We start from the raw sequence: 15507 nt of genomic DNA, 5'->3' as shown, positions 1-15507 counted from the left end.
CCCTCTCCTAAAATAATCTAGTGGGGTACGTTCATCATCTGCTAATCGCCGTTTATAATAAAGCATTATATATACAGAAGAAAAAGTAAGAGGTTTATAATGCCATTCTAACCTCTTAGTCCATGAAAAATAAGTTCCTAAAAGGCGCTCATTTGTCCGAGCGCAAGTTTAAGGAGATACTTAAGTTATTCTCCGAAGACTTGACCGCCACGCAGATTGCAAATATCAGCGGGGTTAGCAGAGTAACTATCAACAGTTACCTGAAGAAGATAAGATTGCAGATCGTAAAATATTGCGAGTCGCTGCAACCTGAATCTACACCCAATGCAGCTACATGGCTGCAGAGGAGCCACTCTCACACAGACGCTCATGAAACGGCCATTGCTGTTAAGGCAGACGTGGACCGTATTATCAAGCCCGTCATCTTTGGAATCTACAAGCAGGACAACAAAGTATTCACCGAGATCCTTCCCGATGTAAGCAGGTCTATGATCCAGGCCATTGCGCGTGGGCGCAGTGTGTTGGAAACCGTAGGCAGTACGGAACGTATCCGTCGCTTTCAGGGAGTAGTGGACCTTGGGCAGTACCGCTTGTACCATCTGGGGAACGGGCATCATGATGCGGATGCCGGTAAGGCATTGCTGGATGACGTAGATGGATTCTGGGGGCTCACCAAACACCGGTTGGCCAAATTCAAGGGCCTGAACCGCAACACAGCTTATCTGCACCTCAAAGAATGCGAATTCCGCTACAACTACCGGAATGATGACCTGTACAATGTTCTGATGAATCTCTTGAAAACATTCCCTTTGAACTTATCGTGACCGGGTAATTTCCTGAATAAGCAGTGATGGTTTTTCAATCCTGAAAACTTAGATTGGAGTAACCAAGATCTCACCGCTTATGAAAAAGACATTATCATTTCACCTGATATGGCCAAATAATGCTATATCATCCTGCGGCCGTGTAACCCAATTGTACATGTTCGTAGACCCTTTGCTGTTAGCCATTACAGCCAATAGAAGACATATAGCCGAACCTTGGTCCGGCAATGAAAATATCATAAAGAATCTCGATTTAGATTTTGGTTGATGATAAGCGGGTGATAATCTTGTCGCCTGCTTTTTCTTTTTTAAGAACCCCCTAAAGCCTCCCCGGCTTTGGAAGCAGGCACTCCTTCCATATAAAGAACTTATCTAGTATTTATTCATTACTTAAAAAAAAATCTATGGCTCCTCCAAAAAAATTACAAACTCATTGCGTTAAAAAACCGTTAAGTAATTTATATTTGAGTGTTAAAATTTCGTTAAACAACTAAATTATGCTTATGAGGAAAGGTCTAACCGCACTTTTCCTGATCCTGATATCCCTATCAGGACAGGTCTTGGCGCAGAGTCGAACCATCAAAGGAAAGGTTACGGCTGCTGAGGACGGTACGCCCATTATCGGCGCTACTATTTTAGCTAAAGGAACAAATGTTGGAACTGTCACAAATGCTGATGGCGTTTATTCCCTGAACGTACCAGACGGCGTAACTGCGCTTGTAGTTAAGTTTATCGGCATGAAAGATGTCGAAGCAAAGATCAACGGCACACAAGTGGACGTTGTATTAAGTCAGGATGTTAGAACACTGACTGAAACTGTTGTTACCGCAAACGCTATCCGCAGGGATAAACGTTCGCTGGGTTATGCAGCACCTACTGTAAAGAGCGATGAACTTACTAAAGGCCAAAGCACCAGTGCTTTGAATGGCCTGGCCGGTAAAGTTGCCGGTGTAAATATCTCCAGTACAGCTTCTGCACCGGGTAGTTCTTCCCGCATCGTATTACGTGGTGGTTCCTCTATTTCTGGTAACAACCAGGCCCTGATGGTAGTAGATGGTGTGCCCATCGACAATACCAACATCATGGGTGGTGGCGCTTCTGCTACCCTGGCACAGGACAGCCGTTCTTCTGTTGACTTCGGTAACAGGGGAAATGATATCAACCCGGACGATATTGAATCTATCTCTATCCTGAAAGGTCCTGCTGCTGCGGCACTCTATGGTTCCCGCGCTTCTAACGGTGCCTTGATCATCACTACCAAAAGCGGTAAAAAAGGTGCTAAACAACAGATCACTTTCAACAATGCCACCACTTTCTCCAGGATCCTGAAACTGCCTGACTTCCAAAATGAATTCGGACAAGGTTATCCTCAGGCTGGTTATCCCGATGGTTATCACAACGATCCAAAAGAAAACTGGAGCTGGGGTAAACCATTTGATGGCAAGAGCCAGGAATGGGGCCAGGAGATCAATGGCGTAAGGCAATCAAAACCTTACTCTGCTATCCCTGATAACGTGAAGGATTTCTTCGAAACAGGTAAGGCAATGAATAACAACCTTTCCCTGTCCGGTTCCGGTGATAAAACTACCTACTTCCTGTCACTGAACGCATTGAACTCAGATGGAGTAATGCCTGGTAACTACGACAAGTTCAACAAATATGGTATCCGCTTTAACGGTACCGCCGAACTGAACAACAAGTTCTCTACCAGTGTGAACGTTAACTACACCAAGATCAATGGAGACATGGTGCAGGGTGGACAAGGTCCCGGTTCTGTTTATGCCAATGTACTCGGAACTCCCCGTGATATTCCGCTGAGCTCACTGAAAAACCTCGATAATCCATACGCCAGTTATGGTAATACCACAAACGCAGCAGGTAACCCAACATATGGTTACTATGGCGCTTATACAGATAATCCTTACTGGGTATTAAGGGAATACAGGAACCTGCAGAATGTTGACCGTATGAACGGTAACTTCGCTATCACTTACAAACCAACGCCATGGTTGGATGTAGTGGAAAGATTGGGTGCTGATATTTATTCTGACCGTCGTAAGTTCAAATATCCTAAGTTTAGGTTTGAACCTGCTGACCTTACTTCCGGTGAATACACTTTAGCACAGAACATTAAAACCAATAACGGTAAGTACGAAGAAGATAACTACACCCTGAATGAGATCACACACGACCTCATGATCACTGCCAGGAAAGACTTCAGTAAAGATTTCAAGGCAAGTCTGATGGTGGGTAATAACATCCGTCAGCGTCAGTTCTCTATATCAGAAGTACAAACCAACACATCAGGTGGCCTGGTAGTTCCAGGATGGTATAACCTGGGTAACAGTAATGGTCCTGTTCAGGCAGTGAACGATTACAATATCCGCCGCCTCGTTGGTGTGTATGCTGACCTGAACCTCGCTTATAAGAGCATGTTGTTCTTAGGTGCTACTGCACGTAACGACTGGTCTTCTACTTTGCCTAAAGGCAACAACTCCTTCTTCTATCCAAGTGTGAATGGTTCATTCGTATTCACAGAACTGATGAAGGATTCCAAAATTGCACAGGTCCTGGATTATGGTAAGATCCGCGCCAGCTGGGCACAGGTAGGTAACGATGCTCCTCCTTATCAGTTGAACACTTATTATGAGCGTACCAGCATCAATACCGGTGGTTTTGGAGTAACCCTTTTCCCTTTCAATGGTATACCAGGGTTAATGCAGTCTAACAACATCGGTAACCCTAATCTGAAACCAGAGATCACTACGGCATTTGAAGTAGGTACTGAACTTGGCTTCTTTGATAACAGGTTAACTGTTGACTTCTCTTACTACGAGAACAGATCAAAGAACCAGATCCTCAATATCCCGATCCCTGTAGTAACAGGTTTCTCCTTCAAAAGCATCAACGCTGGTTCTATTCAGAATAAAGGTATTGAGTTAGGTTTACGCGGAACGCCAATAAGAACATCTTATGGCCTTACTGTTGAACTCTTCGGTACATATACCCGCAACAGAAGTGAAGTAAAAGAATTGCTTCCAGGTGTTAACCAGGTTGTGATCGGAGGATTTGGTGGTATGAGCATCGTTGCTGCTGTAGGAAAACCTTACGGTACATTCTATGCACAAACGCTGCAAACAACACCAGGTGGCCAGGTAATAGTTGATGAAGACACCGGTTTGCCTTTGCTCACTACTTTACCACAGTACCTGGGCTCTTACAATCCTGACTACCAGGCTTCCCTTGGAACTAACATCAGTTACAAGAACTGGAGCTTCAGCGCATTGTTCGATACAAAACAAGGTGGCGTATTCTTCTCTAAAGTAAAAGATGACCTGGCTTTCTTTGGTGCTTCCGCAGAAACTGCTGAAGGCCATCGCCTTGATCATCCATTCCCGAACTCTGTTATTGAAGATCCAGTTGGTTCCGGTAAATATAAAACCAACACAGTAAATTATGGCATGATCGACTACTGGACAGATCTGATCCCTTCTGGTCAACATATTGTAGACGCTTCGTACGTTAAATTGAGAGAAGCAAGCCTTTCTTATCGTTTGCCAAAATCACTGCTGAACAAAGGTCCTTTTGGAGATGTATCCATCGGTCTCTTCGGAAACAACCTGTTCCTCTGGACACCGAAATCTAACAAATACGTAGATCCGGAAGTGAACTCAGGTGGTGCATCTAACGAACAAGGCCTTGACTTTACAGCTCAGCCATCCTTAAGGAACTTTGGCTTTAACCTGAAGGTTTCATTTTAATAGTTCAAAGCAAATTATCTGAAAATGACAAAATTGAAAATCAAAATAGCAACAGTAGCGCTTTCATTGGCGATAATGGGCACCGGGTGTAGCAAATTCCTGGATGTGAATGAGAATCCCAACAAGCCTACTACAGCAGACGTTAAATTGCTGCTGCCTTCGGCTGCTGCCTCCACCAGCCATGTTTTAAGCAACCAGCTCGGTATCAACTCTGGTTTATGGGCACAATACTGGACGCAAAGCCCGTATTCTTCCCAATACAAAACCAATGACCGTTACCTGAACACCAGTACTTCTCAGGACAGGCCCTGGCTTATTGTCTGGAGGAATGCATTGCAGAACTATGAGAATGTGATCCAGAATTATGGCCAATTCTCTCAACACGGCGCTATCGCATATCTGCTGAAAGCATATACTTTCCAGATGGCCACAGATGCCTGGGGTGATATTCCATTAAAAGAAGCACTGAAGGGCGGAGACAGCCTGGCCGTTGGATATGATACGCAGGAAGCGGTGTACGATAGTGTATTCTCCTGGATCAGTAAAGGTCAGGCACTGATCGATCCCGCTAACCAGTTCAAACCTGGTGCGGAAGATCTGTTCTTCAACGGAGATATGGACCAGTGGAGAAGATTTGCAAACACTATGAAACTGAGAGCATACCTGCGTATTGTTAAAGCAGCCCCTGGTAAAGCGGAAGCCGGTATCAGAGCATTGCAGACTGCTAATGCTACTTTCCTGGAGAAAGATGCAAAGATCACTTACTCTTCATCAGGAGGTAACGAAAACCCAATGTTCGCTGAGATCCTTGGTTTAGGCAGAACGCAGAACCTGGTAGCCAGTTCCACGGCAATAGATGCCATGACTGCTAATAAGGATCCCCGTTTGAAAGTATTGTACACCACTGTTACAAACGAATACAATGGTGTTGATATAGACACGATCGTTGGTATTCCGCAAGGTTCATACGGAACTATTCCTCCTTTCCAGGTTTCTTTCCCAAGTGCTGCCACTGGTGGTTTAGGTGATGATAACAACTCTGCGCTGGCTCCTGTAATATTCATTTCTGCAGCAGAAAGTTATTTCCTGCAGGCAGAAGCAGCAGTACGCGGATGGTTAGCAGGTACACCTGCAACACTCTTCCGTAGTGGTATCACAGCCAGCTTTACTGCTAATAACCTCACAGCAGCAGCACCTGCATACATTGCAGCTGCACCTGATGCACAATGGCCTGCTACTAATGCGAACGATGCGCAGATCAAAGCCATCATCACGCAGAAATATTATGCCATGAATGGTAAACAAACTTTCGAAGCCTGGACAGAATGGCGCCGTACCGGTTTCCCATCCTTCTTTGTTGTCTCTAAAGTAGGGGCACTGGGAGCTGGTAAATTCCCTTTACGTTTGCCTTATCCTAACACAGAGCTCACTACAAACGCTAAATTCCCCGGCGCCATAAAATTGGATGTTCCGGTTTGGTGGGATAAATAAGATTAGATTTTTCACTAGATAATATTAAGGGGTTGCAATAAGCGTAAAATGCTTATTGCAACCCCTTAATATTTAAGTAAAAAATAAGCAAATGCCCCGCCAGCCGGGCTTTTTTTTGCATAATAAAACCATAACATCTTTGTGTAGTACTCTATCAATTGAAAATCAGTATCTTGTACGCTTGGGGGTTAAACACATTCATTTTCTGGAACGAGGCATAAAGCAAATCATATGAAACAAGCGCTACTCTTATGGCTCGCCATAGCTATAAGCATTCCCGGCGTTTCACAACAGTATAAGGGAAAAACCGACACGTTAAAGAAGATCCTGGAAGAAGTAGTGATCACGGGATACAATACTGCAACACGTAAAGAGTACACAGGAGCTGTATCTACTATACAGGGAAGCAAGCTCAACAAGATCCCTATGGCTTCTTTCGACCAGATGCTGCAGGGCCGTGCCCCCGGATTGTATGTTGCATCCGGTAGCGGTCAGCCGGGAGCTGCCGCAAAAGTGGTCATCAGGGGCCAGGCTACTATCTCAGGTGCTGTTTCACCATTATATGTGGTAGATGGAATTGCAGTGGAGAGTGGTGTTTTCATGACCATGAATCCCGGAGATTTTGAATCCGTCAGCGTGCTTAAAGATGCAAATGCTACAGCGCTATATGGTTCCCGTGGTGCAAATGGTGTGATACTGATCACTACTAAAAGAGGTAAAGCAGGCGATCTCTCTTTTACATTTAACACGCAGCATGGCATCTCCCAGCCAACACGTTCCCGCTTCAATGTAATGAACACCGAAGAGCGCCTGCAATTTGAAGAAGAAGTAGGTTTGGAAACAGCCAGGATCACTGGCGCCGGCTGGATCTTTTCGGACAAGAACCCCGCCAACGCAGCATTACCACCGGCACAAAAACAGCGTTACGCGAGGATCCTGGACAGCCTTGGGAATATTCATACCAACTGGAGAGATATTTTTTTACGTAACGCAGCACCATTTCATGAATATGAATTGAGTGCCTCCGGCGGAACAGAAGGCATCCGCTTTTACTCAGCCGCAAACTATTATAAACAGGAAGGTATTGCTCTTCGCTCCGGTATAGAACGTTACAGCTTCCGTACAAACCTGGATGTTACTTCCAAACGTTTTACAGCAGCTATTAATACTGCCGTAGGATATACGAATAATAAACTCATAGAAAGCGAAGGCGCTCCCGGTACCACCAATACAATGGCGGCAGTTTATTATGCCCTGCCCTATGAACAACCTTATGTGAACGGGCAACTGGTACATAGCGGTAACAAAGCTCGTTTCGGAGGAACGTATGATACAAGGGAAGGCTCAGATGCACTGGAAAGATTACAGAGTTCCACCTATAACGTCAATCAATTAAAAGGCACACTCACTACAGCACTGAAATATAATTTTACAGACTACCTCTATGCCAGCAGCAACATGGGTTTTGATTACAGGGAGAATGTAGAGGTACGTACCATCAAACCCGGAACATACAGCGGAGGGCAGTCTTCCATTCCGGGACGGCAGGGAATGCATGCGGAAGGAATGGCCCGTTATTTCCAGTTCACCGCAGTGAGCGGATTAACTTATTCCAGGACACTGAAGGATGTACACCAGGTTACCGTAGCAGGATTCTACGAGTTTAACAGGATGAAATATTCCAGCATGCAGCTCACCGGTTATGGTATCACACCCGGCCTGGCAGGAACTATTTCAGGCATCACACCCGGTTCTGCATTGAATGGTTTTATCCCTAAAGTGGAAGGAGGCAGAACAGGTTCTGCATTAGCTTCCTGGATTGCATTGGCCAGGTATCTTTATAAAGACAAATACACCCTGAATGTTACCTTCCGCAGAGACGGTTCTTCCACTGTACCGGAGAGCAACCGCTGGCATAATTTCTATTCAGTGGGAGCAGGATATGATCTGAAAAAAGAAGCCTTCCTCACTTCAGCTAAATGGGTCAACACCCTTCGTTTCCGCAGCAGTTATGGAACATCTGCTTCTCCCTTCTCTTCCAACTTTGCCTATGCTTCAGGTTATGGCGCCAGCCGTTATGATGGCTCGCCCGCAATCATACCCAGCGCTGTAGGCAATGATGATTATGATTGGGAGTATATGAAGATATTTAATGCCGGAGTAGATCTGGCTATCCTGGATAACAGGCTGCGCCTGATCGCAGATTGGTATAATAAACGCACGGAAGGGATCTTTTTAGATCAGCAGATTTCTCAAACGAGTGGGTTCAGTAGCCGCAAGATCAATGCGGGTGCTATCCGTAACAGGGGAATTGAAATAGACCTGAATGGAGATATTATCAGGAATGCAAACCTTACCTGGTCTGCAGGATTTAATGTAGCCTACAACCAGAATAAAGTACTCAGCCTTGGCGGTGTAAATGAATTTACGCAGGGCGCCAGTATAGTACGTGTAGGCTTACCCGTGAATACCCATTATATTGTAAAATGGGGAGGTGTAGATCCGCAAACAGGAAAGGCGCTGTATTATAACAGGGATGGATCACTGACCACTAACTACAATGTGGTATCACAAAGTGTGGCAACATTTGGAACAATAGATCCGCTGTATACAGGTGGTATTACCAGCAGGCTGAACTGGAAGGATTTTTCTGCAGAAGTATTTTTCTCTTTTGCACAGAACGTTTACAGGTATAATTCAGAAGAGTATTACCTGCTTAACAGTAATCAGTTTGCATCCAGCAATCAATCCCGGAAATGGCTGGACCGTTGGCGCAAACCAGGTGATATTACCGATCAGCCTTCGTTTTCTGAACCACGTAATTTCACTTCCCGTGATATCCAGGATGCTTCTTACGTAAGGTTGAGGAATGCACAGCTGGCTTACCGCATACCCGCTGAGATCGTAAAACGTACACACCTGCTGCGTAGCGCCATGATCTATGTACAGGGCCAGAATTTATTGACGTTCACCAGCTGGACGGGTTTTGATCCGGAAGATAATAACAGTACCGCCTTTTTTGAATATCCTGCTGCGCGCACCATCACGGCAGGGCTGAGTATACAATTCTAAGGAAATGAAAATATTAAATAAACAGTGGCCGATCCTGTTCCTGGTATTTGCATCCTCCTGCCTTGCAGACCTGGATGTTAAACCTACGGAAATAATAGATCAAACACTGGCCTTCCAATCTATAGACGATGTGAATGCCGGTGTATTGGGAGTGTACGCAGGTTTATCCACGCACACCATCAGCACCAATACATTGATCGCAGATGAAGCCATGTGGTCTTTGGAAAATAATACAGGCCGCGGTACATTGATGTACAGCTGGCGGCAGGATCCTGTAAATCCTGAAGCTATTGCACCCTGGCAAAGTTTTTACCAGGTACTGGACCGTGCTAACCGTATCCTGGATGTAATTGATGAAGTGTATACCACACCACAGGGAGAGACCTTGCGCAATCAATACAAAGGAGAACTGCTGGCGTTGCGTGCTTATTGTCATTTTGAATTATTGCGGTTATATGCGGTGGACTATGAACCTGCCTCTCCCGGTGTGCCCTTAATGAAAACAGCTGCGATAGGAAAACCTGGAAGGGAAACAGTAGCTAAGGTATTTGAACAGATCAATGCAGACCTGGAACTGGCAAAAGGTATGATCCCCGCTACATTTACGAACCGTAGCCGTATTACAAAACAGGCCGTATCTGCTATCCAGGCAAGGGCCGCTTTATGGCAAAAGAATTGGGATGCAGCGATCACCTATGCAAGTGAAGTGATCAATGCGATGCCATTGGCTACCATAGCACAATTCCCGGACATCTGGCTGGATAAGAACAATGTGGAAGTAGTATGGGAATTGAAGCGGGAAGCACAGGATGCCAAGTTCGGAGACTTCTATCGCGATGGTTCAGATAAGATCTTGTTCGCCCCATCTGCTGAATTAAGAAATACAATGGATGCAGTGAATGATGTACGTTTCAATACTTACATGAGAGAACTTTCACCGGCAAGATGGGCTGTGGTAAAGTATGTTGGCGGGCAACCTGCACTGGCCAACCTCGTGGATATTAAACTTTTCCGTGTAGCTGAAATGTACCTGATCCGTGCAGAAGCCTATGCAGCAAAAGGTGTTGCAGGATTAAATGCCGGTACTGCAGACCTCAATGTATTACGCACACAACGCATCAATGGATACACGCCACAGACCTTTGCAGATCCCGCCAGCCTGATGGATGCCATACTGCTCGAAAGATTTAAAGAACTCGCTTTTGAAGGACATCGCTATTTAGACCTCCGCAGAAAGAACATGGATATTACCCGTTTACCCGAAGATGCTATACAGGCACCCGCTGCAACCAAACTAACGGCTGCGGATAAAGCATATTACCTGCCTATTCCGCTCAGGGAAATTCAGGCAAATGAAAATATCTCCCAACACCCCAAATACAATTAATCTTATCTAGTGTCAAATAAATATTTAAAAAGCTGATCTGTCTGAAGATCAGCTTTTTCTGCTTGCAGGGAAAATCCGCGCTATCATGATAACTATAGCATGTTCCAGGCAGATTCACAGATACATAAATAATCAGATATATCAAATATTATTTATTTAAATCATGCTGTTTTCACTGATCAAGATAGCTTTTTGATAAATGTTTCGTAAATTACTATTATAGAGCATTTCAACGACCCAAAGCAACATCAGTAAGGAATTGTATTTAACCCGGCTATTTCCACCAAAAGAACCCAGATTTCAACAGCGCCAGGCCTTTCTTGACAAGATAAGTTTACAACCAAAATCTAATCGATTATGAAAAGAATGATACTCCTCATTTTCTTTTCGGTTATGCTTTGTGGGCAACTCCTCGCCCAATCCCGCATTATCACAGGGAAAGTAACCGACGCAAAAGATGGTGCCCCGCTGCCTGGGGTAACTGTTTCCATTAGAGGCACATCCAAAGGAACTATCACCAACGCAAATGGTGAGTACCGGATTGAAATTACCAGACCCAACGATGTATTGGTTTACTCGTTCATTGGTTACGGTAATGTAGAATTTCCTGCTCCTGCAGGCAACAGCAGGGACGTTCAGTTGAATACTGACGATAAAACGCTGCAGGAAGTGATCGTAACAGGGTATGTGGACATTAAACGGAAAGATGCCACAGTGGCTGCCACTACTATTGGCGGAGACAAGATCAACGACAAACCGGTACAAAGTTTCGACCAGGCCCTGGATGGTTTGGCTGCCGGCGTAAACGTGAATGTTACTTCCGGTATTGTTGGTGATGCTGTTACTATCCGTATCCGCGGTGTGAACTCTATCAGCAACGCAACCGCTCCATTGATCGTACTGGACGGTATTCCATTGATCAGCGGTACCAACCTGAACGTGTTCAACAGTGGTAATGGTACCCGCTTTAATCCCCTCGCAGATATCAACCCAAATGATATCGAATCCATTAACGTATTGAAAGATGCTGCAGCCGCTGCGCTGTATGGTTCACGTGCAGCCAACGGCGTGATAGTGATCACTACCAAGAGAGGTAAAAAAGGCACTGTTGCCGTAACCTATAATGGTGATTTCAACTGGGCAAAAGCCGCACGGCTGCCTAAAGTACTGAACGGGGAAGATTTTACCGCCATTCAGAATGAAAAGGCTGCCAACTTAGGCCTGGCACCCATTGCCGTTGATATTGATGTGAATAACGATGGCAAGCCGGATCGTACAGACTGGATAAAAGAAGTATTTAAAACTGGCTTTGCACAAAATCATGGTGTATCCGTTTCCGGTGGTAATGAAAAAGCACAGTATTATGGTGCTTTTGATTATGCTGACCTGAATGGCATTGTGATCACTAACAGGCTGCGCCGCGGTTCCGTACGCATCAACCTGGATGTTACACCTAAAACCTGGCTGAAAGTGGGGGTAAGCCTCTACTCTTCAAAAGGTGTGAACAATGGTGTGCTGTCTGATGGGTTACTTGCAGGTGCCACCTTTGCCGGTTACAATGCTCCGCCCAATGTGCCGATCTATAATAACACTGGTCTTTATGGCGGATATTACCTCTCTGCAGCTAACCGCGATCTTGCCGACGGTAATAACGTGAACGTAGCTACGAACCGTTTGAACCGTTTCTTCCATCCGCTCACCACTGTGTACATGGGCCGGAACGATAATATCTCTAACCGTACCATGGGTAACATCTATGGAGAACTTTCTCCCATTAAAGGTTTAAAGATCACTTCCCGTTTTGGTGTGGACTTCATTCAGAACTTTGAAGACCAGTATAGTGGACCTGATCAGGCCGGTAATGGTTTTGGTCTTAACGGACTTGTACAGGAAAACCTGTTGCGCATCAACCAATGGAACTGGTCCAACTTCGCTACCTATACCCGTACATTCAATCAGGCACATACAGTTGCTTTAACAGCGGGGATGGAATACCAGTATAGTAAACGTACAGAATTATATACCGGCCAGGGTAACCTGGCAGACGGATATTTTACCAGTATTTATGATGGCCTCTATGCTGGCACCACCAATACTTTCTCGGGTGGTGTGGCAAGGGCAGATGCTTTTGACTCTTACTTTGCAAGGCTGACCTATAATTACCTGAGCAAGTATTACATTGAAGGCGTATTCAGGGCTGATGCTTATTCCGGCTTCGGTATCAATAACCGGCGTGGTTATTTCCCCGGCGTATCCGCAGGATGGCGTATCTCCGAAGAATCTTTCTTCAGGGATAATATCAAAGCCATCAACGATTTCAAGGTCCGTGCAAGCTATGGGCTTGTTGGTAGCTCTGAAGTAGGTGCATATGCATGGAGAACTTTGTATGGCGGCGGTCAGTATGCTGATGTGAATGGTTTATCCGTATCACAGATCGGAGACCCTAACCTTAAATGGGAAACATCCAAGAAGCTGGATATCGGTTTTGATATGTCCCTGTTGAATAACAGGTTAGGCATCACGTTCGATTACTTTAATAATGATGTGGACAATCTGATCCTCGCCGCCCCGGTATTACGTACCGTTGGTGTTCCGGGCTCTTCTGTAACCACCAATATCGGCGCTATGTATAACAGGGGATTTGAATTGACTGTTATAGCAAACCCCATCTCAAAGAAGGATTTCAACTGGACCACTTCCACCAACTTCACTATCCTGAAGAACAGGGTCACTAAGCTCGCGGATGAGAACGATATCGTGAGCGGGTCCAGCAGGGCCAGTGTTGGTAAACCTTTAGGCGTGTTCTATATGATCCGCTGGGCAGGTGTAAACCCCACCACAGGTTACGGACAATTCCTGGCGAAAGACGGTACCGTTAAAATGTACAATCCAAGCCCCGGCCTTGCTACAGCAGACCGTTGGACAACTCCTGACGGATCGGCCAAAGTGACCGCTATCACAGGAGCAGATGCTGTTTACCTGGATGATAAAACAGGTTATCCAACCTGGTATGGCGGATGGACCAACACCTTCTCTTACAAAGGAATTGAATTAGGTATTACGTTGCAATACAGCGGAGGTAACTACGTGATCAATGCCACCAGGCAGGGGATGATGACCAACTTCTTCCAGAATAATATTGAAGAGATCAAAGGCCGTTGGACACCTACCAACACCAATACCATCACACCCAAATTATTCCTGAGGGATAATATCACCACGCAAACATCCACACGCTGGCTTGAATCAGCAGACTACCTGCGTGTACAGGAGATCATGCTGGCCTATCTCTTCCCGAATGTGAAGCAGAAATTAAACATGACGGCCTTGCGGGTGTTTGCATCTGTAAACAATGCTGCCATCATCACAGGCTATTCAGGTGCAGATCCTGAGATCAATACCAACCGCCAGGCCAACGTTGCCTTTGGTGTGGATAGCCGCGGTGTACCATTGCCACGCACATTTACACTGGGTCTCAGAGCAGGATTCTAATGTTTAAGCTAAAACTTACAATTATGACAACGTTTTCTAAATATATACTTGTACTGGGCCTGTTGCTGGGCAGCGCCTGTTCAAAAGTAGATGAACAGAAGCCCTTTAGTGCCATTGATCCGGCACAGATCTTCAGCGATCCTTCCCGTGTGGAAAAAGCAGCATTGGGTATGTACAATGCTTTGCAGAATGCAGAGTTCTTTGGTGGCCGGATCCTCATTTATGCAGACCAGCGCGGCAACGATGTGAACGTAGCTTCCTTCTTTGGTAATGTGGGTTCTTTCAATATGATCTCCGCAGATGCTATTGCACTGAATGCATGGACAGGTGGTTACCGTACCATTTATGAAGCCAACCTCTTCATGAAAAAACTACAGCAGAATGAAGCCGTAGTAGGTACACCCAAAGCAACCCAGTATTACGGGGAAGCAAAATTCATCAGGGCATTGTGTTATTTCTACCTGGTGAGTTTATATGCGCAGCCTTATAACTTCCAGGGAGATGCGGGGCACCCCGGTGTTCCATTGATCCTGGATGCTGCAGAAGATGGGGCACAGGCACTCAGCGCCGTCAACAGGGTAAAAAGGAATACCGTAAAAGAAGTCTACGATCAGATGATCAAAGATCTTACAGAAGCTTCCGCCGCATTGCCACCGAACTGGAATGATGCATACTTTAATCGTGCACGTGCTACAAAGGCAGCTGCGGATGGTTTGTTATCCAGGGTATATCTCAACAAAGGAGACTGGCCTAATGCTAATACCAGCGCAGATGCCGTGATCGCTTCTCCGCTTGCATTTAAACTGGCAACAGAACCGATAGATAACTGGACCTTCGCTAATATGAATGCCACAGTAGAAAGGATCTTTTCTGTAGCCATGAACAGTGCGGACAATCCCAACACCAATAATGCCATTGGTCAGCACTACAGCCCATTGGGCAGGGGGGATATTTCCGTTAATACTGCAGGTTACTTTGGCATTCCTAATTTCGCTGCAACAGATAAACGCAGGAATGCAGCCATGATCCGCACTTCCGGAGCATCCACCTATACCGGTAAATATTATCTCAATCCAAGGGAGCAATGGGTTCCGGTACTCCGGCTGGCAGAAATAAAATTAAACAAAGCAGAAGCCATGGCCAGGCTGGACCCATTGGTAAGTGCAGGCGCACTCACCCAGTTAATGGATATCCGTACCATACGTGGCGCATCTGTAATTGTTCCACCGGTAACACAGGCAGAACTGATTACGCTGATCCTGAATGAAAGAAGGATGGAGTTGGCGTTTGAAGGTTTTGGGATGATGGATTTCCTTCGTACCGGCAGAGCTATTCCGGCTCGTCCGCAACACCTGGCACAGGCTGCGGGAACAGATTATGTGATCTTTCCCATCCCATTGCTGGAAACACAATCAAATAAACAGTTAGCACAGAATAAAGGGTACTAACAAAAAAAAGGAGCATCGTAGAGATGCTCCTT

The 15507-nt window shown here is 45.6% G+C and carries 7 protein-coding genes; all 7 read left to right on the top strand.

The features are described 5' to 3' along the window. Window positions 1-122 precede the first annotated feature (122 nt). The 7 genes from BUR42_RS19865 (at window position 123) to BUR42_RS19835 (ending at window position 15475) form a co-directional block, all read left to right on the top strand. A complete protein-coding gene (locus tag BUR42_RS19865; protein WP_074241298.1) occupies window positions 123-824 on the top strand; it encodes a hypothetical protein in 702 nt (233 codons plus the stop codon). A gap of 503 nt (window positions 825-1327) precedes the next feature. Beyond that, window positions 1328-4585 carry a SusC/RagA family TonB-linked outer membrane protein gene (locus tag BUR42_RS19860; protein WP_074241296.1) on the top strand — a complete coding sequence of 1086 codons (3258 nt, stop codon included), beginning with the start codon at window positions 1328-1330 and terminating at the stop codon, window positions 4583-4585. Between the two features lie 24 nt (window positions 4586-4609). Beyond that, on the top strand, window positions 4610-6076 hold the full coding sequence (locus BUR42_RS19855) for a SusD/RagB family nutrient-binding outer membrane lipoprotein (RefSeq protein ID WP_074241294.1): 1467 nt from the start codon (window positions 4610-4612) through the stop codon (window positions 6074-6076). Window positions 6077-6307: 231 nt separating this feature from the next. Then, a complete protein-coding gene (locus BUR42_RS19850) occupies window positions 6308-9148 on the top strand; it encodes a SusC/RagA family TonB-linked outer membrane protein (RefSeq protein ID WP_074241292.1) in 2841 nt (946 codons plus the stop codon). A 4-nt stretch (window positions 9149-9152) separates the two neighbouring features. Beyond that, entirely contained in the window at window positions 9153-10535 is a 1383-nt protein-coding gene (locus BUR42_RS19845; RefSeq protein WP_074241290.1) for a RagB/SusD family nutrient uptake outer membrane protein, read from the top strand. Window positions 10536-10892: 357 nt separating this feature from the next. Next, complete coding sequence (locus BUR42_RS19840; protein WP_084185719.1) at window positions 10893-14027, top strand: SusC/RagA family TonB-linked outer membrane protein; 3135 nt, start codon at window positions 10893-10895, stop codon at window positions 14025-14027. A gap of 23 nt (window positions 14028-14050) precedes the next feature. After that, window positions 14051-15475, top strand: a complete 1425-nt coding sequence (locus BUR42_RS19835) for a RagB/SusD family nutrient uptake outer membrane protein (RefSeq protein ID WP_159442311.1) — start codon at window positions 14051-14053, stop codon at window positions 15473-15475. Window positions 15476-15507: the final 32 nt, after the last annotated feature.

Source organism: Chitinophaga niabensis (genome assembly GCF_900129465.1).
Lineage (GTDB): Bacteria > Bacteroidota > Bacteroidia > Chitinophagales > Chitinophagaceae > Chitinophaga > Chitinophaga niabensis.
The sequence above is the reverse complement of the archived record's forward strand: the minus strand, read 5'-3'. Positions and strand labels throughout refer to the sequence as shown.